General features: G+C 59.8%; 15 protein-coding genes. 8 read left to right on the top strand and 7 right to left on the bottom strand.

Translation table 11 applies throughout. From position 1 onward, the window contains the following. The first annotated feature begins 67 nt into the window (after positions 1–67). Complete coding sequence (locus GSQ80_RS16130; protein ID WP_158788577.1) at positions 68–250, top strand: hypothetical protein; 183 nt, start codon at positions 68–70, stop codon at positions 248–250. 29 nt (positions 251–279) lie between these two features. Here the strand turns inward: GSQ80_RS16130 and GSQ80_RS16125 are convergent, their stop codons facing one another. Beyond that, positions 280–2,232, bottom strand: coding sequence for a M1 family aminopeptidase (locus GSQ80_RS16125; RefSeq protein WP_254059709.1), 1,953 nt, complete (start codon positions 2,230–2,232; stop codon positions 280–282). A gap of 37 nt (positions 2,233–2,269) precedes the next feature. Further along, on the bottom strand, positions 2,270–3,565 hold the full coding sequence (locus GSQ80_RS16120; RefSeq protein ID WP_256369906.1) for a lipid-A-disaccharide synthase: 1,296 nt from the start codon (positions 3,563–3,565) through the stop codon (positions 2,270–2,272). A 79-nt stretch (positions 3,566–3,644) separates the two neighbouring features. Here GSQ80_RS16120 and GSQ80_RS16115 point away from each other — a divergent pair, with 79 nt between their 5' ends. Continuing rightward, positions 3,645–4,316, top strand: coding sequence for a YdeI/OmpD-associated family protein (locus GSQ80_RS16115; RefSeq protein ID WP_254059682.1), 672 nt, complete (start codon positions 3,645–3,647; stop codon positions 4,314–4,316). Here GSQ80_RS16115 and GSQ80_RS16110 read toward each other — a convergent pair. Next, positions 4,313–6,322 carry an ABC transporter ATP-binding protein gene (locus GSQ80_RS16110; protein WP_158788575.1) on the bottom strand — a complete coding sequence of 670 codons (2,010 nt, stop codon included), beginning with the start codon at positions 6,320–6,322 and terminating at the stop codon, positions 4,313–4,315. The genes GSQ80_RS16115 and GSQ80_RS16110 overlap by 4 nt on opposite strands. A 78-nt stretch (positions 6,323–6,400) precedes the next feature. Here GSQ80_RS16110 and hemW point away from each other — a divergent pair, with 78 nt between their 5' ends. Both hemW and ltaE read left to right on the top strand, forming a co-directional pair. Then, positions 6,401–7,606 carry a radical SAM family heme chaperone HemW gene (hemW, locus tag GSQ80_RS16105; RefSeq protein ID WP_254059681.1) on the top strand — a complete coding sequence of 402 codons (1,206 nt, stop codon included), beginning with the start codon at positions 6,401–6,403 and terminating at the stop codon, positions 7,604–7,606. 14 nt (positions 7,607–7,620) lie between these two features. After that, a complete protein-coding gene (ltaE, locus tag GSQ80_RS16100) occupies positions 7,621–8,667 on the top strand; it encodes a low-specificity L-threonine aldolase (protein ID WP_158788573.1) in 1,047 nt (348 codons plus the stop codon). A 4-nt stretch (positions 8,668–8,671) separates the two neighbouring features. On the opposite strand, the gene GSQ80_RS16095 is transcribed toward ltaE, so the two are convergent. The 3 genes from GSQ80_RS16095 to GSQ80_RS16085 are packed head-to-tail and all read right to left on the bottom strand — an operon-like array spanning position 8,672 to position 16,290. After that, complete coding sequence (locus GSQ80_RS16095; protein WP_158788572.1) at positions 8,672–12,331, bottom strand: exodeoxyribonuclease V subunit beta; 3,660 nt, start codon at positions 12,329–12,331, stop codon at positions 8,672–8,674. Beyond that, positions 12,324–15,065: a PD-(D/E)XK nuclease family protein gene (locus GSQ80_RS16090; RefSeq protein WP_158788571.1), complete on the bottom strand. Its 2,742-nt coding sequence runs from the start codon at positions 15,063–15,065 to the stop codon at positions 12,324–12,326. Before GSQ80_RS16090 ends, GSQ80_RS16095 begins: the two co-directional genes overlap by 8 nt. 49 nt (positions 15,066–15,114) lie before the next feature. Beyond that, on the bottom strand, positions 15,115–16,290 hold the full coding sequence (locus tag GSQ80_RS16085) for a sugar MFS transporter (RefSeq protein WP_254059680.1): 1,176 nt from the start codon (positions 16,288–16,290) through the stop codon (positions 15,115–15,117). A gap of 262 nt (positions 16,291–16,552) precedes the next feature. On the opposite strand from GSQ80_RS16085, the gene GSQ80_RS16080 reads away from it, so the two are divergent. The 3 genes from GSQ80_RS16080 to GSQ80_RS16070 all read left to right on the top strand — a co-directional run bounded on the left by GSQ80_RS16080 (position 16,553) and on the right by GSQ80_RS16070 (position 19,884). Beyond that, positions 16,553–17,455, top strand: coding sequence for an SCO family protein (locus GSQ80_RS16080; RefSeq protein ID WP_158788570.1), 903 nt, complete (start codon positions 16,553–16,555; stop codon positions 17,453–17,455). Between the two features lie 115 nt (positions 17,456–17,570). Further along, positions 17,571–17,954 carry a hypothetical protein gene (locus GSQ80_RS16075; RefSeq protein ID WP_158788569.1) on the top strand — a complete coding sequence of 128 codons (384 nt, stop codon included), beginning with the start codon at positions 17,571–17,573 and terminating at the stop codon, positions 17,952–17,954. Positions 17,955–17,982: 28 nt separating this feature from the next. Continuing rightward, positions 17,983–19,884: an ABC transporter ATP-binding protein gene (locus GSQ80_RS16070; protein WP_158788568.1), complete on the top strand. Its 1,902-nt coding sequence runs from the start codon at positions 17,983–17,985 to the stop codon at positions 19,882–19,884. Here GSQ80_RS16070 and GSQ80_RS16065 read toward each other — a convergent pair. After that, on the bottom strand, positions 19,881–21,962 hold the full coding sequence (locus GSQ80_RS16065) for a S9 family peptidase (RefSeq protein WP_158788567.1): 2,082 nt from the start codon (positions 21,960–21,962) through the stop codon (positions 19,881–19,883). The genes GSQ80_RS16070 and GSQ80_RS16065 overlap by 4 nt on opposite strands. A 119-nt stretch (positions 21,963–22,081) precedes the next feature. Here GSQ80_RS16065 and GSQ80_RS16060 point away from each other — a divergent pair, with 119 nt between their 5' ends. After that, entirely contained in the window at positions 22,082–22,597 is a 516-nt protein-coding gene (locus GSQ80_RS16060) for a DUF4142 domain-containing protein (RefSeq protein ID WP_158788566.1), read from the top strand. The last annotated feature ends 11 nt before the right edge of the window (positions 22,598–22,608 follow it).

Genomic DNA, 22,608 nt, shown 5'->3' with positions numbered 1-22,608 from the left:
ATCTTTCTGCAAGCTAATTTCTTGTTCAACCGCAACCGGGTAAACTAGTAAAAACGAGGAGACTTCCGTGCCACTTTCCGGTGAAGCTATTCGCACCATGAATTACGTTGATGACATCTCGGTCACCCTGCGCCGCATCCTGTCAGTGCTTCCCGCGCTGACCCCTGAGGAACGCGAACGCATCGCCGATCACATTCGCCACGCCGAACCCAGCTACGAATCTGTCATTACGGCGGTCTCCGCCAAGTAGGTTGAGTTGTTTCACTTCAGGCACACACCCTAGTGGGCGCTGAGTGGCTCAGGCTTGTATGCCTTTTCAATCAGCGCGCGTGCCTCATTGACGGCGCCCTGCGTGTTGTCCTTCGTCTGAATCGCTAGACGGTATTCATTGACGGCACGCTCGCGCTGGCCAGCGATGTCGTAGATCTTTCCCAGGCTCACGTGGCTCCAGACTTCCGTCCACTTCGGATCGTTGTTGCCGCGGAGGCAATCACGAAAGCTATTGGCGGCCGCCTGATAGTTTTGCTGTGTCATATAAACTTCCGCCAGCCGGTAGTTTGCCAGCGAGCTTCCGCGATCCACCGCCAATGCCTTCTGGTAGGCGGCAATCGCGCCGTTTTGATCGCCCTGCGCCAGCGCCTGCTGGCCAAGCAGAATGTTGGTCCGTACTGTAAGCGCCGGTGTACTCTTCAGCAGCCAGTTGTCCGGATCCACGATGATCTTGGTCGGCCGGCCAAAAGTCTCAATCGAGTATTGCGCCGCGTTTCCTGCCACATCCACTCGCCGATCCACCGTCTTGCCCTCGGTCTCGATGCGTAGCCCCACCGGCATTGAAAACAGATCCAGATCCTGAGACACCGACCCCACCGTGCGAAATCCTTTATCACCTCCGAGCCGAAAGACGCTGTAGCTGTCGGTGTATTCGGGCGCTCCCGTACCATCCAGCCACTGCGAAAAGAATGCCGTCAGCGGCAACCTTGAAATATTCTCGGCCAGCATCTTCAAATCGCTTGTACTCACGCCCTTATCCGCATACTGCTTCACCAGTGCCTGCAAAAACTGCTGGAAGACCGCATCCCCCATCTCCCAGCGCAACATGTGAAACACCATTGCGCCCTTCTCTAAGGTCATCGACTGGAACTGCGGCGAGAAAGGATCGACGCGTCCCAGCGACGTCAGCGGTTCGGTATCGTACGCCAGCGCACCCGCCTCCACGTCCGCGATAGCACTCTCGAATGCCGCATTGCCGCTGGTTTCCTGCACATACATTAGCTCCGCGTAGCGGCTCATGCCATTCGTAATCCACGCGTCACCCAGCGTCGCGGGCGACACCTGCGATCCCCACCACTGATGCGCCACGGTGTTTGCCAGCAAACGCGCGCTGCTATGGCTCGGCTTGATCGCAATCACTCCTGGCGCCCAGGCGGCTGAGACGGAATCCTCTGGCAGCTCCACCACGTCCAGCCGATCTGTCTCCGCGTCACCAAACTCACCGCTCATCGACGCGAACGCCTGCGCAACTGTCGTCGCAAACCCTTCGCCCCGGGTCTGGTTCTCCTGTGTCAAATACACACGAACATTCGCCGCTCCCGGTGCACTGATGGCCGGCAGAAACTTTCCCACAATTAAACTTCCTGGCAATCCCGGCTTGTTCCAGTTGAAGTCGAACTGGGTTCGTCCCCCGCCAAGGTCGTGGCCGCCGCTGGGAACCCCGCCGCTGCCTACTACGATCTCGTCCGACGGGACCGTTACATGAATCTCCGCCGTGAAACGATCTGTGAACTGCCCTGGCATCGCGATAGGGAACCATCGCCCCGGGTACAGCAGCGCACTCACTGGGCCGTGCACTTGCGCAAAATTAATCCCATGTGCAGGACTTGTTGCGAGCGTTGGCACGCCGGCATAGGTGAAGATCCAGGTCGCGCTGCTGCCCTTGCTCACGACGATCGCGGGCGTCACGCTCACCGTCGAGTCCGAAGCATCGCGCACGCATGTCAGATTCGTACCCACACCATCGCGTACGCTTTCCACCTGCAACGCGTTGTTCAACCCAAATACGGCGGCATCCAGATCCTCTAGCGCGGTAAACGTAACCGCAGCCGTTGCACTCAATCTTCCCGTCGCGGGACTAAGATCAACGTGGATCACGTATCCCGTCACATCAATCTGCGGTCGCAGCGGAACTATCGCCCGCGCGTTCGTCACGGTTCCGGGCGCAAACGCCAAAGCCACAGCCAACAGGCACGTCATCGTCCTGGCAGACTTCAAGCTACGCATGGTGCACCGTCGATAGCAAACGAACCACCGCGTCCGCCACCCGTGCAATCGGCGACGCATTCGCAGTTTCTTCTGCTCCCTCCTCGGGAACCAACCTCCGCCGCACCTCGCTCAGCCCGCAAATCTGACGCTCCCGCTCTGGCCCATCAATCAACAGGGGCGTAAGCGCCGATGCAACGTTCGCAGCCGTAAAGTCTCCCTGCAGCAGTTCGGGGATCAATCGTTGTTGGGCAATCAAATTTACCATCGACACCGGTAAATTTCCGTGGAGGTCCGGTTTTGCGTTGAGCTCTTCCGGATACTCCACCAATTTCTTGGCCAGCGCAAACGTTAACGCCGAAACGCGATACACCACTACGAAGGGATTGCCCACAATCGCTGCCAACACCGTTGCCGTGCCGCTCGCAACCACCGACGCGCGTGCATGAAACAAAGCCTCGGCTGCATTAGGTACTAGCGTCAGCCGCAGCGTGGATGCCTCCGGTCCAAAATACTTCAGGTGCTCCGCATTCAACTCCCCAATATATTTTTGCAGCGCCACGGTATTGATCGTCGACGCCACCGGCAGGAGAAACTCGTATCGCGTATGCGCCGCCGGATTGCTCGGCTGCCGCGTCGTGTCGCCATCAAACGTGGTATATGCCGCGGAACTGCTGATTAGATCACTCATCGCGAGCTCATGCAGCGCTGGTAAATTAGCGCGGATCTCCTTCCATCGACTCCCCGGCAGCAGCGCAATCCACGTCTTCTCCGGATCGAGGCGAAACTGCTCAGCATAATCCATGCGCGACATGGTCATGACCGCGCTCCCCGACAGCGGATGCCCAACGAACTCCGCATCCACGCCGCGTTGCCGATAGAAAATTTCTTCGAATGGAAAGATCACCAGCATCTTGTCGACGCGCTGCTGTACCCAGCGCAGGCGGCGGCGTTTCCATGCCCATAGTTGCGGGCTCACAAACCAAACCACCGGAACGCCTGCTCGCCGCAGATGTTTGGCCAGTCGAAAATTTACATCCGGAAAATCAATCAGCACGGCAATGTCTGGGCGATCGCGCCGAATGCTGCCAACCAACCTGCGATAGCTCGCGTATATGTGAGGGATATGGCGCAGGATTTCGGTCAGTCCCATGACGGCAACGTCCTCGGCCTTGACGACGCGCAGCTGCCCTGCCGCCTCCATCTGGCTGCCGCCGAGACCTGTGAAGCTGGCCTGAGGCAGTCGTTCGCGCATGGCGGCGATCAGCACCGCGCCGTACGCGTCACCCGACGCCTCGCCGGCGGAGATGAAAATTCGCGGGTTGGGCTTCGTACCGATGTACCAAGTCTATCTCCGCATTTAGGATGTGGTCATCGGAGGTCGCATCATGGCAAATCGGGTCCGAACCTTTCGCGCACCCCTCGAGCAGGGAAGCCTCGCTCTCGGCTGGATCATTGCGCGCGTCCCGTTTGATCCCGCCGAGGTCTGGCCGAAGATGATTCGCCTGCGAGTTCGCGGCGAAATCAATGGCTTCGCCTTCCGTACCTCGCTATTTCCGGACCCTCGCAGCGGCTTTTATCTGCTAGTCAATCGCACGATGCAGAAGGCCGCCGCCGCCCACCTGGGCGATACCGCCGACTTCCGGCTCGAACCCGATCTCGACGCCCGCGCTGCCGAGCTTCCCGATGAGCTCGCTGTCCTGCTTGACGACGAACCTGGCCTTCGCCCTTGGTACGACTCGCTCACCGAGTACACCCGTCGCGAGATCGGTAAGTGGATCACCAGCGTCAAAACCGATGCATCGCGCATGAAGCGCGCCGAACAGATGGCCGAACGTCTGCTCGCCACCATGGAAGCTGAAGTCGAGTTGCCACCCCTCATCGCCTCCGCGTTCCGGCGCAACCCAAAGGCTCGCGCTGCCTGGGAGAAGCAAACGCCGTTGCAGCGCCGCCATCAACTGATGGCCGTCTTCTACTATCAAACACCCGAGGCCCGTGAACGACGTGTCGAAAAGGTCATTACCACGCTGCTCGAGAACCAAAACAAGCGCCGCTCCTAAGCGGATATCGCCGTCGCAGTATCCGCGTCCAACTCCTGGTCCTTATACTGCAGCTGGTAGAGCTTGAAGTAGAGTCCATGCATGGCCAGCAGTTCCTGGTGGGTCCCCTGCTCGCGCAGCTTGCCCTTGTGCATCACCAGGATCGTGTCCGCGCGCTGAATTGTGGACAGCCGATGCGCGATCAGCACAGACGTTCGTCCCGTGATCATTCGCTCCAGCGCCAGCCGCACGCGGAACTCCGTTTCCGTGTCCACCGAACTGGTCGCTTCATCAAGAATCAAGATCCCTGGCCGATGCGCCAGTGCGCGCGCAAAGCTGATGAGTTGCTTCTGCCCTGTCGAAAGCGTAGATCCCCGCTCCAGGACCGGCTCCGCAAAACCCTGTGGCAGCGTCCGAATGAAGTCCGCGACATTGACTTCTTCGGCGGCATGCGCGACCTCGTCTTCCGTAATCCAGTTGGATCCCAGCCGAATATTCTGTGAAATCGTTCCCGAGAACAGGAACGGGTCCTGCAACACCACGCCGAACCGCCGCCGAAGATTACGCAGATCCTGCTCGCGAACATCCACGCCGTCGACCAGCACAGCCCCGCGCTGCACGTCGTAGAACCGCATCATCAGCGCCGTAATCGTGGTCTTGCCCGCGCCTGTGTGGCCGACGATGGCAGCGGTTGCGTCGGGCTCAACCGTAAAACTCACGCCGCGCAGGATCCATTCAATATCGCTACATCGGCCGAGCTCATCATCGTTGATCGTCTGCACACGTTCGCGTTGTTCCGGCGTAAGGATTTGATAGGTGAACCAGACATTGCGAAACTCGATGCGCCCACTGCCATCACCCTGGACCGGATGAGCGCTGCTCTTGATCTCTGTGTCTATGTCGAGAAGCTTGAAAATTCTCTCCGACGCGGCCATTGCCGCCTGCAAAATGTTGTACTTGTCGCTGAGGTCCTGGATCGGCCGAAAGAACCGCTGCGCATATTGAATGAACGCAATCAGAATGCCTAGCGTTACCACCGGATGCAGGAAGCCGGCATGCGCAGCCAACGCAGGGTTTGCATGGAGCACGGCAATGCCGCCACGCCAGATCACCAGCGCTATGGCAATCGAGCTTAGGAATTCGACGACGGGATAGTACAGCGCGTAAGCGAAGATCGCGTCAGACCACGCCCTCTTATTTTCATCGTTGACGGCCGAGAAATCATTGAACGCCCGGTGCTCGCGATTGAACAATTGCACCACGCTCATGCCGGACACATACTCCTGCGTGAACGAGTTGATTTTCGCCGTCGCAGCACGCTGTCGCCGATAGCTATCCCGCACGTGGCGTCGAAACAGATGCGTCGCGTAAAGGATGAGTGGGATCACCGAGAGCGTGAGCAGGGCCAGCAGCCAACTCATCTTCACCATGACGGCGACGATGAAGGCCAGTACAAAGACATCCTCAAAGATCGCCAGCACGCCCGACGTAAACATGTCATTGAGGGCGTCGACGTCCGAGGTCAGGCGAGTCACCAGGCGGCCTACCGGATTCCGATCGAAGAACCCGACGTGCATTTGCTGAATGTGCCGAAAGATCTGCCGGCGCAGATCGAACATGATCTTCTGTCCTGTCCATTGCATCATGTAAGTCTGAACAAATTCCAGACCGAAGATTAGTCCTAGTGAGGCAAGGTACAGGATGGCAATCTCTGTGACGCCACGAACCGGGCTGGAGCTAAGCTTCGACGCCAGCCAATAATGCTTCCCATGCGTGGGCGCAAAGTACGTGTCCACTGCAACGAATAAGAAGTACGGCCCCAGGACGTCACTAGCGGCCTTCAGCACAATTGCGACTGCCGAGACAGCAACTTGCAGCTTGTAAGGGGCGAGATAACGCACCAGCCGCCGCATAAGCCGCCCGTCGTACGCCTTGCCGACAACGTCGTCGTCCGCGGTCTTGCGAGAGTCGTCCGACTTGATCGGTTGGGGCTGGGCTGCAGCGGTCCTCTTTTGTTCGTCTGCCATCCCCTCTATTTTAGAAGCATTGCCCTCCGCGCAGCCGGTCGAATCAGCGTCGCCGCATGAAACAATGAAGATATGGGTTTGGATGAATCGAAACGACCGTCTCCGGCATCCGCACTAGGCGTCTACGTCTCCGTACCCTTCTGCCGCGCCAAGTGCAGCTTCTGCAACTTTGCGTCTGGCGTTTCCTCGCCGGGTACCATCGAAGCCTATGTCACAAAGTTGTGCCATGAGATTGCGGCCGTCCCCATCACCGCCGCGCATCTGCAGGCGGATCTTCCTCTTACGGTAGATACCCTCTACCTCGGCGGCGGAACTCCTAGCCTGCTCGAGCCAGCGCAGCTTCGCCGCATCTTCACCGCGCTACGCCAAACCTTTCAGATCACGCCGGGTGCCGAAATCACTCTCGAAGCCGCACCAGGTCAAATCGCCGACGTCCTCCTCACCGAAGCTCAAGATCAGGGAGTGAACCGCATCAGCCTTGGCGTGCAGTCGTTTGTCGATCGCGAGAGTGCCGCAGTCGGCCGAAGCCACACCGAGCGCGACTGCACCCGCGAAATCTTTCGGCTGCAGGCAGCGGGTGTAGCCGATGTGGGCGCCGACCTGATCGCCGGACTCCCCTACCAAACATCTGCTAGTTGGCAGCACTCGCTCGATGTTGCAACCAGCATTGGCCTGACTCACCTCAGCGTCTACATGCTTGAGATCGACGAGGATTCACGTCTCGGACGCGAGGTCATGGCCGGCGGTCAACGCTTTCACGCCCATGGCGTTCCCGCAGATGAAGCCTCTGCCGAGTTTTATGAGATGGCCTGCGCGTGGCTCCCGCAACACGCTTTTCCGCAGTATGAGATCTCGAACTTCGCACCCCCTTCTCACCGGTCCCGCCACAATCGTAAATACTGGCAACGCGATCCTTACATCGGGTTCGGTCTCGACGCCCATTCGATGCTCCTGCGTCCCCACGGCGCTGTCCGCTTCGCCAATCCCGAAGAGCTCGCGTACTACGGCGCTGAAGCCATCCCCTCTGCTCCGATCGACATCTTCCAACGCGAGACCTTTGAGGAGACGATCTTTCTTGGTCTCCGAATGAACGAAGGCCTTAGCGTATCGCGATTACGCGAGCAGTCTCCCCGCGAGCTGTTTGCGTCTACCGAAGAGGCTGCACGCGAGCTGATTCGCGAAGGTCTTATGATCGAACAGGAGGACCGCTGGCAGCTAACACTTCGCGGCCGCCTGCTCTCGAATGATGTATTCACAAATCTATTGATGGGTGTCGCGGTCTAAACGCCCAGGAGGAAATGTTGGCAGTCTCATCGAACGTGATTGATCTTCGCAGCGACACCGTTACCCGTCCCACCCCCGCGATGCGTGCGGCCATGGCTGCTGCCGAAGTTGGCGATGATGTGTATGGCGAAGACCCCACCGTCAACCGCCTGGAAACACGCGCCGCCGAGATCTTCGGTCGCGAGGCCGCCATCTTCGTTCCCACCGGAACCATGGGCAACCAGATCGCCATACGCCTCCATACGCAACACGGCCAAGAGGTCATCTGCGAAGCTCGCTCGCATATTCTCGACTGGGAGATGGCGATGATGTCGGCGTTCTCTGGCTGCTTGCCGCGCACAATTGCCGGCGAGCGCGGTGTTCTCCCCTGGGCGCAGATCCGCGCAGCCATCTCGCCGAAAATATACTACCGCGCAGCCACTGGTCTTATCAGCCTTGAGAACACGCACAACATGGCCGGCGGCACCGTGACGCCGCTCCCAATCTACGAAGAGATCTGGCAGGGGGCTGTAGAGGCTGGTCTGCCCACCCATCTCGACGGAGCCCGCGTCTTCAACGCCGCCGTGGCCCTCGGAATCAGCGTCGCCGATCTGACGCGCGGTTTTGACACCGTCAACTTTTGCCTCTCCAAAGGTCTCGGCGCACCCGTAGGCTCCATCCTGGTCGCCTCACGCGCATCGATCGATCGCGCGCGCATTTATCGCAAGGCGCTCGGTGGCGGCATGCGCCAGGCCGGCATTCTCGCCGCGGCCGGCTTGATCGCACTTGAGGAGGGCCCATTGCGTCTGCACGAAGATCATGCCAATGCACGCCTGCTTGCGGATGCTATTGCGACCTGCGAGGGCGCCGACATTGATCTCCCGTCGGTGCAGACCAACATCGTCTTCTTCACGTTGAAGAATGGCGGAGATGCGCCTGCCCTGGTCGCGGCGCTGAAGAGCGAAGGCATTCTGTGCAGTGCGATTGGCCCGCACGCAGTTCGCCTGGTCACTCACTCCGACGTTAGCCGAGAGCAATGTGAACGCTGCGCCGCTACACTTGTTCATTTGCTCAAGAAGTAATTTGTTACTTGTCCGCGATATCAAGCGAGCCGTTGCTGGGCCAGTAAAGCAGTCGCGGCAATAGCGGATAGAACAGTCCGAGTTGGATCGGCAGGTTGCCATCCGGCAGCGAACGGCGCAGCGCAGCGTAAGCCTCAAGCTGTGCTTTGTACTTGGCAATTTCGATCGCTTCAAATTCTTCGTCAGAGCGCGGACCTTGAAGTGTCGTCTTGAAGTCGACGATCCATATGTGGCTTTCTCCTGGCAGCAAAGGCTGAGCACCCGCGAGAAACGTGCGATCGACGCGCAGCCCGCTGGCGCCAGGCGATGCCACGTTCAGCGCCTGTTCGCTGGCGGCAAAGGTTCCTGGCGACAAAATCCATCGGCCCACCGGGTCGCCCAGCGTCAATGCCAGTGCCCGTTGTGCTCGGACAGCTTCACGCGCGACGAGCGGCGGGGGCAGCCCCTCACCGCGCAGGCTTGCCGCGAGCCTGGACTCCCACGACGGGAGTTCCTCAAGCAACTCGTCGCACGTCGCGTTACGCTCTAATCGCGCAGCCAGCGACTGCAGATAGCGATGCACCACGTTGCCAAATGCACGGACTGCAAACGAACCCTCCGGCCGATCAAACGCAATTGTCTGGCGCACCGCCGATGCAGCTGGATACGGTAGCCGTCGATCCTTCGCCTCGCGAAAGCGTGCAGTTGGATCGAAGCTGAGAGGAAGCCTTTCAACCGTCGGGACCGTCGCCTTGGCGAGTTCACCTTCGACGAGGTCCGCCGCGGCTGCCAGAGCGAAATCTTCGTCAACATCCTCGCTCAGGGAAGCGGTCAATTGTTGCTCGATCGGCGAGGTTACCGCGGTGAGGAACTCCTCAAAATGCGATGCCGCAGCCGGCCAGCACGCACGCAACAGGCTGTCGTACCGGGGCTGCACAAGTTCTCCCCTGGTGCTGAGACTTGCGGCGCCAAAGAGATGTAGCTCTTCACGCGCGCGTGTGGCCGCGACGTAAAAAACGCGCTTATTCTCCGCAGCATCACGTTTCGCACGGATGCCGGTAAGCCAACTGCTCAGCCGATCCTTCTGTGTGCCCTTCTGCCCGATGGGCGCCAGCACGACGCTCGCAGACACGTCCCTGCCCGATGTGCCATCGAACTCCAGCCAGTTGAGCAGTACACTGTGCGATTGTCCTCCGCCGCGCTCCAGTCCCGGCACCAGCACAAGGTCCCACTCGAGGCCCTTGGCCTTATGAATGGTCAGCAACTCGACCGGCAATCTTCCGTCAACGATAGAGCCCGACGCCGGCTCTGCATACAGCTTGTTCAGGCGGCGCTTGAGCACGGCCAGGTCGACGCGATCCGCTCCTGTCTCCACCTCGCGCAGCACCTGCAAGTAGCGCTGCACATTGTTCCGGCGATCGGCGGATAATGCCACGTCGCCACCCAGCGAACGCCATGTGCGTTCGACATGAGTAGCAAGCGAGGTGCGGCCGAGAGTTTCAACGGCTGTCTCGAGCAATGGCCACGCACGATCAAGAAGCCGCTGCCCCTGTTCGCTGACAAACCGCCGTCGCTCTTGGACAAGATGTGCAATGGTCGCGCCCTGATCGGCATCTTCGCCTTCACCGGTAAGCGCTAGAAGATCCGCCAGCCCGAGCCCGCACCAGGGCGCATGCAGCACCGCGAGCCACGCTATGCGATCTGACGGATGCAGCAATGCCCGAGTGAGCGCGAACGCGTCGAGCACTTCCGGCAGCTGATCCAACGGATCCAGATCGATGGCGCGATAGGGGATCGGCCCATCTCCATAATCCTTCTTAAACTCTTCAATCACTGCCGAGAGATGGCTCTTCGCCCGCCCAAGAACCGCGATGCGCCACGGCTTGAGTTGCGAAGGTGCATTTCGTCCGAATGGCAGCGGGATGGCCAGCCGCTCTTCTATGATGCGGCGAATGCTGCGAGCCTCCCGCGCTACATGATCACTGCGCGAACCTCCTTTTGCGAGTACCGCCGGATGCCAGCGTACGCCAGTATCGCTGGTGTGGTCGCGCACCGCAGCGGCTTCCACAAACGGGACGTCGATGCCTTCGCTTCCCAACAGCCGCTGATCATCGGGTCGGGGAAAAAGCACATCGAAGATCGCATTGAAGTTTGCAACCAGCACCGGCTGGGAACGAAAGTTCGACGTCAATTGCAGAGACTCCAATTCGATCTCGCCCAGCAGCTGATCTTTCATGGTGCGTAGGAAGCGCTCAACGCGCGCCTGGCGGAACAAGTAAATCGATTGCTTGGGATCGCCGACAAGGAATAACGTCTGTGTGCGTCCGTCCCAGGAACGCGTGAGGAGATCGAGAAGCTCATACTGACCAGACGAAGTATCCTGCATTTCGTCCACCAGCAAGTGGCGCAGCGTTCCGCCGGCTGAAAGCGCGAAATCGCTGGAACCTTCGTCCGAATGAAGCGCCTCGCGCGCGGAAAGCGCAACCTCGGTGAAGTCACATTCACCGCGCTCAGCGAAGAGCAGTCGCAGTTCCGCGAGCGTATGCCGTAACACCCGAAAGAGCGCCTTGGCAACCTCCCACTGGTCGTTCGGGTATTTCGCCGGCGGCAGTGCGAGCACACCGGCCAACGCTTCGCGAAGCTCGTCACTTTGAATTCTCTGGACCAGATCCTTAAGCCGAGCTGTATCAGGCTTCGGAATCTCAAACTTCATGTCTGTCCGCCAATGCCGTTTGCGCCAATCTCCATCGGTCTTCAACACCAGCCAGATCAGGGCGACCCAATGATCCAGATGCTCAGCAACCGCCTCTGGAGGATCGTGCCTGCCTGCGCACAGAGCAATTGGCGAGGGATTCTCATCGATTCCAGGCTCGATACCAAGCTGCGAAGCTAGGGACGTCAGTTCCTGCAGAACATCTGCAGGCAATGCCCGTAGCGCGCGTGAAAGGCCAGCACACACAATGCTTTCCAGCGATCGCTCGAGCTTCACGCGCACCTCGCGATCAAGCTCTGCATCATCGGTTGCACTGGGCGCTAGGGGCACCAGCTCGCCCCATTGCTCACGAGTTCTCAGCATGTCTGCCAGCAGCGTTTCGCAGTCAGCGAGGTTGCCATCGCGATGCAGCAGCACGGTACAAAGCGCCGCATGCAAGGCGGCATCTTCACCACCAAGCTGTAGAAGTGTTCGTCGCGCCGCCAGCCGATACAGCGGCTCGGCGTCTTCGATTGGCTGTCGCGGCCCACCTGCTCCTGATAGCAGTGGCAGCGAGTTCGCAATCTCAGCGCACACCGAGTCGATCGAGCGAATGTTCAATCGACTCGGCCTCTCCAGCAATCCCCAGCCAAGTTTTGCGCTGCGCTCAATGGCAGCCTTCGCCAGCCCCCAGGTCTCTTGCTCAAAGCTCGAAGAGTCTTGCTTGAGCGCCCCTTGCTTTGCCTGCTGCAATTGCTCCAGCACACGCTCGCGCAGCTCGGAGGTCGCCTTGTTGGTAAATGTGATGGCGAGCACTTCTTCCGGCTGCTCGACCGTGTCGGTTCCAAGCAGCTTCAGATAGCGCTGCACCAGAAGTCCGGTCTTCCCTGATCCGGCAGGCGCTTCGACGATGCACGAAGCCCTCGTATCAAGCGCTGCCGCTCGCGCCTCCGCATCATTGGTTGTGGAAGGGAAGCGTAGTAGATTACTCAACAGCGTCCTCCGCCTCTTCACTGTTCTCTTCGGCGAATTCTCCAAGAGATGAAGGATCAATACGGCAGAGGAGCCGCTGCGCACATCGAGTGCAGTTGATTTCGAAACTCTTCGGATGCACCTCCGCCTTTCCTGCTGCGAAGTCTCCGGCGAGCTGCGTTAGCACTTGTCGCCACTCCTCTGCCAGCGAAGCAAGGTCCCGGATATTTGTCTTCGACCGCGAGGGCGGCAGAATGCCTTCCTCCGCCTGATACCCGTGCCATTTCATATCGCGTCCAGCGCGCACCTTTGCAAAGGCCACGCCTTTCAGTTCGTCGCCTTCGGCAAGCAGCGTATAAAGCGGAAGCTGGGGATCATCGGGCCGCGGCCCCGACCACTGCTTCGGATCGACATCTGCGCCCGTCTTGTAGTCGACGAAAAAGAGGCCATCCGCTACAGTGTCGACACGGTCCACGCGCACCTCCAGTGTGAGTGGTCCTACCGTCACGAGCTCTTTGCGCTCAACATCGGAAACGGCGAACGGCCCTCTGCGCAACTCCTGCTCCAGCCACTGTTGCAACACCGTGCGCAGTCGATGCTTCTGCAGCCATAGATACGCGCGGTCCCATCCGTCGTGCAGCTGCAGCCGGCTGGGCAGTGCGAAGTCGATTGCGCGCATCAGGATTTCGTCGCGGTCCGTCGAGCTCATCAAGCGGAGCCTGTCTTGTGTCTTCGTTTCGCGCCAGAAATATTGAAGAACGCGATGCAGCAGGCTTCCGCTCTCTCCTGCGTCCAGGCCCATCGTGCCGATTTTGGGTTCGGTGGCCCGCAGGCGCAGCTCGGCAAAGGCCAGGAACCCGCATGCCGCCTGCAGCTTGAGCACGGAGGCTCCGCCCCCTACCTCGTATGATGGCAGCGGAGGAAGCACGCCATCATCTGCCACGATCTCGCTGTCGACTTGGTGGAAAGGTTGCGCGTAGAGGTTCAACTCCGCTGAGTTAATGGATTCGATACGAAGTTCGCCCAGGATCGGTGACGGCCGTAATTTTCCATTGTCATCCTCCGCCGCATGACAGAACAGCACCTCACTCGACGAACGCAACAGGTTCTCCGTAAGCATGCGACTGCTTGATACAGCGAGAGCAGGATCACTGCCTGGCATTTTCAAAGCTCGTTGCAGCGTCCACGGAAGCAGGGGATGCACTTTCTCCGGTGCCGGCCAATTCTGGTCTGTGACATGCAAGAACAGAACAGCATCGAAGATCGACCCCTCCGCCTCTGCAACGCTCATTACCTGCACAGTCGCATCGAGCGACGGCGCTGTGAACACGCTCTTCTGCGCCTGCAACTCAAGTGCCTGCAACGCGCTTGCAAACGCAACGCGGCGTCCGCTAAAGTCCAGCGTCGAAACGAGGTCTAATAGACTCTCCCACGCGCGCGTCGCCTCAAACTCCGATGCGGTGAGTCCACGACTTCCAGGCCAGTTTGCAGCCAGCAGAACGCCGCGCACAAACTCCATCCACTCAGCGAAGCCGCGCGGCCGTTTGAGATCGCCGCTCTTCTTCACGAACTCATGAACCCGATTCAGCCAAGACAAAACAATCGCTGGGCCGTTGCGATCTCGTTCATAGGTGTGAACCAACGCCATCAGGCCGGCGATATCCATCTCGGACCGCAACAGGAGCATTCGCCGCAGCCGGTTCACATCGAATCTCGCTGCCACGTCCCGAGCGCCCGGATCCGTCGCAATCTGTCCGAGATATGGGGAGAGCAGCAGCGAACTCACACTCTCGAGCGGCAGCGGGCCCTGCGTCCATCGCACCAGCTCCAGGGCATCCACAACAATGGCGAGTGACGATAGTGGAGCGCCACCGGAGAACTCCCACGGCGTGGACGACAGATCCGCGTCGATCGATTGCAACTCTGGGGCCAGCACTTCGCGGAGCACTCCCTCAAGCTGCTCTCGCTCCTCCGCAAGATTCGGAACCAACACCGCAACGCGGGCAGGTGGCTCTCCCGTTCGGCGCGTGTCAAGGAACTCTCGAACCCATTGTGCCGCAAGCAGGCGTTCCTCGGCCTCGGTCGGCACAAGCACCGACGCGACCAGTCGATTCTCATTCCCCGTCGACTCGAGCGTTCGGTGCTGAACTGCAGTTCCGCGTCCCCGAAGCTCTGTTAGCAATGCCTGCTGGCTCGGCATAATCTGCCCAAAGCCCACAAGATCAAACGACGCCGGCGCAGCTAGCCCGCCACCTCGCACATGCTCCAGCAGCGCGGCATTCAGTTGGCTCGCAGAAACGTAGTTGCGCTCCGCACATTGTCGGGCGAAACTCTCGGACCATGCGGCAAAGATACGGCTATCATGCGATGATGCGAACTCTCGCAACTTGCTGGTAGCGTCGTAATCACTTGCAAGTTGCCATGCCGATTGCGCAAGGTCCGCCAGTGAATCCACGGAGCCAATGGAACGTTGGCTTGCATCGTCCGCAATGATCTTGCGCCACAGGGTATGCTCCTGCGCGGCATTCAGCAGGAGGCGTCCTTCCTTGCCTCCGACGATCAGCTCACTCCACAGCGAGTTCGTCCACTGCGACCAGCTCAGCGCCTTGGCGGGCTCCCACGCGGGTAGCCCACGCGATCGCTGTCGAGAATCGAAAGCAGCTCGCATGTCACGGGCCGCGCGCGCATTCGGCAGCAACAGAAGCGCGCCTTGATTCAATGCGTCGAGAAGCTCGGAAAGGGTCGCAGAAGACATCGTCTACCGTTATACCCAATCTTCTCCAAAACTTCGCCTTCTGGAAATGCTATCCGTTAGGCAATTCAGCATCTGAGCCGTCATGCCTGAAGCTAAGTATCAATAAAATCAACGCCAGCCCGAGCGGAACGGCCATCGCGACCCGTAGCGAGCCGCTTTCGGTGGAAACGAATCCCATCAGCCAAGGAAACAGCGCAGCGCCCAGTCCCGACACCGCAAGGATGAATCCCGCCTCGCGCGCGGTCGGGCGTCGCTTCATCAGTAGAGCAAACGTTGTCGGGAAAAATGGAGCCAGGCTTAGCCCCAATAGCACGCAATAGAGCGACAGCAGAGGTCCATGCCGCGTCGTGACCAGTGCCGCAATCAGCAGCGCCGAAAGCGCTAACCCAATCCTCTGCAATGTCGCCTCACGCACTACTCGTAGTGCTGCTGACGACAGCGCCCGTCCCGCTGTCAGCGCCGACCACAACAGCACAATCGCCGACTGGCCGCCCAGCAGCCGCACATCGGAAAAGCGCAACGTATACGTTGTCAGCCAACCTGTCATGCAGGTCTCAAGGCCGCCATACAGAAACAGCAGTAGGGCGAAGCGCGTGAGTATCGGCATTGGCAATGGAGGAGCGGCCACTGCTGAGGACTCCGCCGTTGCCGCCGCTTTCTGCGAGGGATTCAGAAGCCCTCCCAGCCCTGTCATCAGGAATAGTCCGGCAAACGTTAGCAGCGGCCCACGCAGATGGAAGCGCGGCAGCGCAGCCGCGGCGATGACGCCACACAGCACCGCGCCCAGGCTCCAGAAGAAGTTGACCGACGCCAGCGCCGAGCCCGTATGCTCGCGGTATCGCCTGCCAATCAGAATGTTGGTGGACGCAATGATCTGGCCCAGGCCAAAGCCGCCGACGAACAGGCACGCAGCGCCGCTCATTAAACCGACGCTCAGCGCAAAGGCCCCAAACCCCGCGCACGCAAACACCATCCCGCCCAGCACGCCCAGCCGCAAACGCCGCGGCACCGACACGCCCCCCAGAAACGAGCCGACAAACTTTGCCGCCAGCAGCAAGCCGCCCTGCTGATCCGTAAGACGCCAGTCGTGCAGCAGCGTGGGCATCAGCGGCCCAAGCATCACTGTTCCCAGGCCTGCGAGCAGAAAGCCAATCGCCAACCAAACGACCGACGGCCCGGCTACGCCATCACGGTGTGTGGGAAGGGAATTGGTCGGCTGCGTCATGTCGGTGATCTCCGCTCGACAACATCGCCAGACTTGCCTGGCAGCGCTCGAGTGCGGACATCACGCGGGGCTTTGAGATCACTCGCAGCAAGCGCACAGTCCCTTCGCCCGTGGTAGCCGCCGCACCCGGTCGACTCCCTTTGAAGAGCTGTGTTTCGAACCAGATGCTACCACGCGGCCACGCATCCGTCTGCCAAACCTGTAACGACGCACGGTTATCATCAAGAGGGGGTCAGCCACGCTGGCCTCGAGGAGATTCATCATGCGTGTCCGTGTTCTGTTGCTGGTTGGGATCGCCGCCGTTACCTTTGGCATCAGTGGCTGTCATGGCACAGGGAACGCACCCGCAATCAATAAAGCCGCCTCGCAGTCCTACCCGATGCGCGGAGTCGTGGTCGGCACTGACCCGGCTAATGGCGAGGTTATTCTCAAGCACGACGCTATCTCCGGGCTGATGCCCGCAATGACCATGCCCTACCACCTCGAAGATCCATCGGCCCTCTCCGAGCTGCATCCCGGCGACCTCATCACCGCCACCTTGCTTGCCGATCACGATGCAGCTGGACCCATCAATTTGCGCCTCAAGAACATCGTCGTCATCGCCCAGGCGCGCCCCGACTACAAGCCAGCCGTGAGCTACCACGTCCCGGCAAAGGGCGACGAGGTTCCCAACTTCAAGCTGCTCAACCAGTCCAACCACGCCATCGATCTCAAGCAGTTTCGCGGCAAGGTAGTCGTGATGACGTTCATCTACACTCGGTGCCCCCTCGCGGATTTCTGCCCCCGCATGAGTCGTAACTTTGCCGAGATTGACAAGGCACTGCAGTCGAATCCTGCGCTCTACAAAAACACGCACCTGCTCAGCGTCAGCTTTGATCCCACCTATGACACGCCCAAGGTTTTGCGCAGCTATGGCGGAGCCTACACCGGCAACTTCACCAACGAAACATTTCAGCACTGGGATTTTGCCGCGCCCTCCGTCGCCGACCTCCCTTCCATGGAGCAGTTCTTCGATGTCGGCGTAACTCCTGGAGAGAATGGAACCCTGCAGCATTCACTCTCCACCGTCGTCATCGGAAAGGATGGCAAGATCATCGCCTTTTATCCCACCAACGATTGGACCCCCGCTCAAGTTCTCGCGGACGTTCACAGCGCGGCATCCTAAACTTATATCTGCATCGTAATACCGGCCCAGCCGCATCGATTCGACTCCCCGGCGCATCGTATCTTCGCGCATCCGCGAAGCTTATAGTCGCTATCTTCTCCATGAAAGGAAAATCATGTCGCGGATCACTCTCTACTTTGGCGCCATTCTCATCGGCATCGGCATTTACTTTTTTGTCTCCACCGGATCCACACACCCCACCTCGCTCATCCCGGTCTGGTTCGGTCTCGCGCTCGCACTCTTCGGCATCCTGGCAAACTCGAAAGATGCCGGCAAGCGCAAGCTTTACATGCACATCGCGGTCACCGTCGGTCTGCTCGGCTTCATCTTTCCCGCGATCATGGCCACCAAAGACCTCATCAAGGCTCACTCTGACAACCTGCCACTCGCTCATCCCGCTGCAGTTCACGAGCAGTTGCTGATGGCGACCCTCTCTTTCATCTTCGTTCTGCTCTGTGTGCGTAGCTTCATCAGCGCCCGCCGTACAGGCATCGTCTAAGCTCCATCGCATCGTAAAATAAGGCCAAATGGCAAACCACGGAATGTCCAATATGGGTGGCACACCCCGCATGCGCGCAGCCGATGCCCCCTCGCGCGGAGCTGGCCGCGCCGCCGCCGCCGACCTCACCACCAAGCGCCCGAAGCCGAAGTTCAAAGACATCTGGCCCGAGATCTGGGCGCTCATCCGGCCACGCCGCTGGCTGCTCGCCGGGTGCTTCCTATTGATGATCGTCAACCGAACGAGCGCCCTGGTGCTGCCATACTCGTTCCGTCCGCTCATTGATAAAGTCTTCACCCAGCATCGCCACGACCTCCTCCCTGGGATCGTCGGCGGCGTCCTGCTCGCAACTCTCATCCAGGGCATCACCTCGTACGCCCTGACGCAGCTACTCTCCAAGGCCGGGCAGCGCCTCATCGCCGAGCTCCGTATGGAGGTGCAGCAGCATGTCGGCAAACTCTCTGTCTCGTTCTATGACGAGAATCGGACCGGCACCCTCGTCGCCCGGATCATGAACGATGTCGAAGGCGTTCGCAACCTTATCGGCACCGGCATCGTCGACTTCGTCGGCGGCGTCCTCACCGCCGTCCTCGCCTTCACCTACCTTATGCATGTTTCCGTCAGCATGACGCTGCTCGCCTTCGTCATCATGACCGCCTTCGCGCTCGTCCTCCAGCGTGCCTTCAAAGTCATCCGCCCCATCTTCCGCGAGCGCGCCAAGATCAACGCCGAAGTTACCGGCCGCCTCACCGAATCACTAGGCGGCGTCCGTGTCGTCAAGGGCTACCACGCAGAAGAGAGTGAGTCCAAAGTCTTCGCCGGCGGTGTCGACCGCCTCCTCCAGAACGTCATCAGCTCCCTGACCGCGCAGTCCCTCATGACGCTCTCCTCCACAGTCATCCTCGGCATTGTCGGCGCGCTCGTCATGTACATGGGCGCGCACCTCAACGGCGTCGGCAAGCTTACCACCGGCGGCTACTTCTCCTATGTGATGTTCCTCGCCTTCATGACCGCGCCCATCGTGCAGCTCGTCGCCATTGGCACGCAACTCACTGAAGCCCTCGCCGGCCTTGACCGGACTCGCGAGATCATGGGCGAGCGCGAAGAGGACGCTGACCCCGCCCGCTCCATCGAGCTTGGCCCCCTCTCTGGCGATGTTCGCTTCGTCGACGTTGGCTTCTCGTACGTTCCCGACAAACCCGTCCTGCACAACATCAGCTTCGAGTCCCGCCCCGGCACCGTCACCGCTCTGGTCGGCTCTAGCGGCTCCGGAAAGTCCACCATCATCTCGCTGATTTGTGGCTTCCACACGGCGCAATCTGGCGCAGTGCTCATCGACGGCCACGACCTCGCCGCCGCCCGGCTGGCCAGCTACCGCCAGCAGCTCGGCGTCGTGCTGCAGGAAACGTTTCTCTTCGATGGAACGATTCGCGAGAACGTGAAATTCTCCCGCCCCTCCGCCACCGAAGAAGACTTCCTCAAAGCCTGCGCCATCGCCCGCGTTGACGAGTTCGCCGAGCGCTTTCCGGAAGGCTATGACACCATCGTCGGCGAGCGCGGCGTTAAGCTCTCCGGCGGCCAGCGCCAGCGCCTCTCCATCGCTCGCGCCATCCTTGCCGACCCCCGCATCCTCATCCTCGACGAAGCCACCAGCTCCCTTGACTCTGAGTCCGAAGCACTCATCCAGGCCGGCCTCAACTTCCTCATGCAGGGCCGCACCACCTTCGTGATTGCCCACCGCCTCTCCACCATCCGCCGGGCCGACCAGATCCTGGTCGTCGAGCAAGGCCACATTATCGAGCGCGGAACCCACCAAACCCTCTACGACCTCAACGGCCGCTACCGCGACCTGTACGACCGTCAGCATGGCCTCGAAGCCAACCTCTTCCTCGCCCCCGGTGAAGGCGACATCGTCCCAGAAACTACTTAGCCCGACACCGCCTCGCGAGTGCTCTCTACCCCCAGCTCGCGCAGCACAAACGCGTCGTCAAACGCGATCTCCTTCAGATAGTCATACCGGCCGCTGGCCCCGCCATGTCCCGCGTCCATGTTCACGTGCAGCAGGAGGGGAGCATCGCCAGTCTTCAACGTGCGTAGCTTCGCCACATACTTCGCCGGCTCCCAATACATCACCTGCGAGTCATTCAGGCTCGTCTTCACCAACATCGCCGGACACGCGCCCGCATGGAGGTTGTCATACGGCGAATAGCTGCGCATGTAGTCGAAGGCCGCCTGCTCATTCGGGTTGCCCCACTCCTCATACTCCGCCACAGTCAGCGGCAGCGTCGCGTCCAGCATAGTGTTCATCACGTCCACAAACGGCACGTGGCTCACCACCACGCGGAATAAGTCCGGCTGCATATTCACGACAGCGCCCATCAGCAACCCGCCCGCACTTCCACCCTCAATCGCGACCCGCTTTGGATCCCCATAACCCTCGCGCAGCAGAAACTCTGTAGCTTCGATGAAGTCTGTAAACGTATTGCGCTTCTCCATCATCTTGCCGGCATCGTGCCACGGATCGCCCAGCTCTCCACCGCCGCGGATGTGCGCATACGCCATCACCACTCCGCGGTCCAGCAGCGCAAGCCGTGACGGCCCGAACCCCAGCGGAAGCGCATACCCATATGATCCGTATCCATACACGTACAGCGGCGCGCTTCCATTCTTCTTGAACCTGTCTCGCCGATACACCAGAGAAACTGGGACCTCGGTCCCATCCTTCGCAGCAAACCACAACCGCTCCGACGCGTACAGCGCCGCATCGAACCCACCCGGCACCTCATGCTCCTTGAGCAGCGTGGACGTGCCCGTCTGCACGTCATACTCAAACACCGAGGGCGGCCGCACTAACGACTGGTACGCATACCGATACGTAGTCGCCTCAAAGTCCTTATTCACATCTCCATCCGCCTCATACGCCGGGTCAGGGAAGCGTATGTCTTTTCGCTCTCCCGGCAGCCCCTGATCGTCCAGCGAAAACACGCGCATCACCGGCAGCCCGCGTTCCCGATAGCTCGCCACAAAAAATCCGCGAAACAGGTCCACGTCCTCCAGCGGCGCCTCCTTCTGCTCCGCCAGCACCTCTACCCAATGCGCGCGACCGGTAGCCGTCACCGGCGTCCGCACCAGCCGAAACTGCTCCGCGTCATGGTTCGTTCGGATGTAAAAAAAACCTTCGCGATGATCGACGTCATACTCCTCATCGTCCACACGCTCTGCCACCACGCGGAACGCCCCGGTTGGATCCGTCGCCTCCATCACCCAAGTCTCGCTGGTCGTATGACTTCCCGCCTCCAGCAGCAGATATTTCCGATCCCGAGTCCGCCCTACGCCCAAATTAAACCGCTCGTCCTCCTCGTGGAACACCTCCACGGGTACGGCCCCCAACGACTTCCGAAACACCCGATCACTCCGCTTGGTCTGTTCGTCCTCGGTCGAATAAAATAGCGTAGCCGAATCCGGGGCCCACACAATCGATCCAACCCGCTCCGCCGTATCCACCAGCAGCTCCGCAGTCTCCAGGTTCTTCACCGCCAGCGTGTACTGCCGAAACCCCGTGTTATCGGTGGTGTACGCCAGCAGCTTTCCGTCCAGGCTGACGCTCATCGTCCCTACATCCATAAACGGCTGTCCCTCCGCCAGCACATTCACGTCCAGAATCACCGCCTCTTCTTCAGGCTTCCCCGCCGGTCGGCGACAGAACCGCGCATACTGCTTGCCCTTCTCCGTGCGCGTCAGGTATTCCCACTGCCCTTCACGATATGGAAGCGACACATCATCTTCTTTGATGTGCGACAGAATCTCGTCATAGAGCTTCTTCTGCAACTCTTCAGTCCCGCTCATTGTCGCGGCCGTGTACGCGTTCTCCGCTTCCAGGTAAGCGGTCACACGCGGCGCCCCCTTCTCGCGCAACCAGGCGTAATCATCCTGTAATTCGGTTCCGTGGATCGGTGTCTTCTTGGGTTCGCGTTCAGCGACGGGTGGAACAGGCAAGGTTATTTTCATCAGGACTCCAACCCCAGCATAAATGTCGTCCCATTGTGCAACGTCAAACGGCGAATCGCCCTCTCACACTACGTACAGTTCGTAACTCGCGGCATTGCCGCATTTGAAGAGGGACCCCGATGAATAGAATCACGAAATTGGTTTGTATTGCAACGCTCGGTTGCGCCGGAAGCCTGTTCTGCCTATCCGCACGTGCAGCGGTCACCGACCAGGACAAGCAATTCCTCACAAAGATCTCGCAAGGCGGTTTCGACGAGATCAAACTCAGCGAGCTGGCCGAGACCAAGACTACAAATCCACAGGTCAAGGCCTTCGCCCACAAGATGGTCGTCGAACATAACGCCCTCGCGGCGCAAATGAAGCCCTTCGCAGACGCCTGGGGCATCACGCCGCCAACCAGTCTCGACGCCGACCACCAAGCCGAATATGACAAGCTCAGCGGCCTCTCTGGCATGGATTTCGACAAGGAATACATGAATATCATGGAGAAGGACCACCATGACGCCCTTAACCTCTTCAACGAAGAGGCGAAGACCACCACAGACGCCAAGTTCAAAGTCGCCGTCATGCATGGTCAGAGCGTCGTTGCTGCCCACACCCACATGGCTGACGACCTCGGCGCCAAACTCAGCTAACCCCGTACCTG

This window comes from Granulicella sp. L46, assembly GCF_009765785.1.
Taxonomy (GTDB): domain Bacteria; phylum Acidobacteriota; class Terriglobia; order Terriglobales; family Acidobacteriaceae; genus Granulicella.
Note: the sequence above shows the minus strand (reverse complement) of the source record. Positions and strands in the feature narration are given on the sequence as shown.

Bases quoted from the DNA above. Each gene is read 5' to 3' on its own strand.
- GSQ80_RS16115 (WP_254059682.1), top strand. From the start codon at position 3,645: ATGGCAAATCGGGTCCGAACCTTTCGCGCACCCCTCGAGCAGGGAAGC.
- GSQ80_RS16110 (WP_158788575.1), bottom strand. From the start codon at position 6,322: ATGGCAGACGAACAAAAGAGGACCGCTGCAGCCCAGCCCCAACCGATC.
- ltaE (WP_158788573.1), top strand. From the start codon at position 7,621: ATGTTGGCAGTCTCATCGAACGTGATTGATCTTCGCAGCGACACCGTT.
- GSQ80_RS16090 (WP_158788571.1), bottom strand. From the start codon at position 15,065: ATGTCTTCTGCGACCCTTTCCGAGCTTCTCGACGCATTGAATCAAGGC.
- GSQ80_RS16085 (WP_254059680.1), bottom strand. From the start codon at position 16,290: ATGACGCAGCCGACCAATTCCCTTCCCACACACCGTGATGGCGTAGCC.
- GSQ80_RS16080 (WP_158788570.1), top strand. From the start codon at position 16,553: ATGCGTGTCCGTGTTCTGTTGCTGGTTGGGATCGCCGCCGTTACCTTT.
- GSQ80_RS16075 (WP_158788569.1), top strand. From the start codon at position 17,571: ATGTCGCGGATCACTCTCTACTTTGGCGCCATTCTCATCGGCATCGGC.
- GSQ80_RS16070 (WP_158788568.1), top strand. From the start codon at position 17,983: ATGGCAAACCACGGAATGTCCAATATGGGTGGCACACCCCGCATGCGC.
- GSQ80_RS16065 (WP_158788567.1), bottom strand. From the start codon at position 21,962: ATGAAAATAACCTTGCCTGTTCCACCCGTCGCTGAACGCGAACCCAAG.
- GSQ80_RS16060 (WP_158788566.1), top strand. From the start codon at position 22,082: ATGAATAGAATCACGAAATTGGTTTGTATTGCAACGCTCGGTTGCGCC.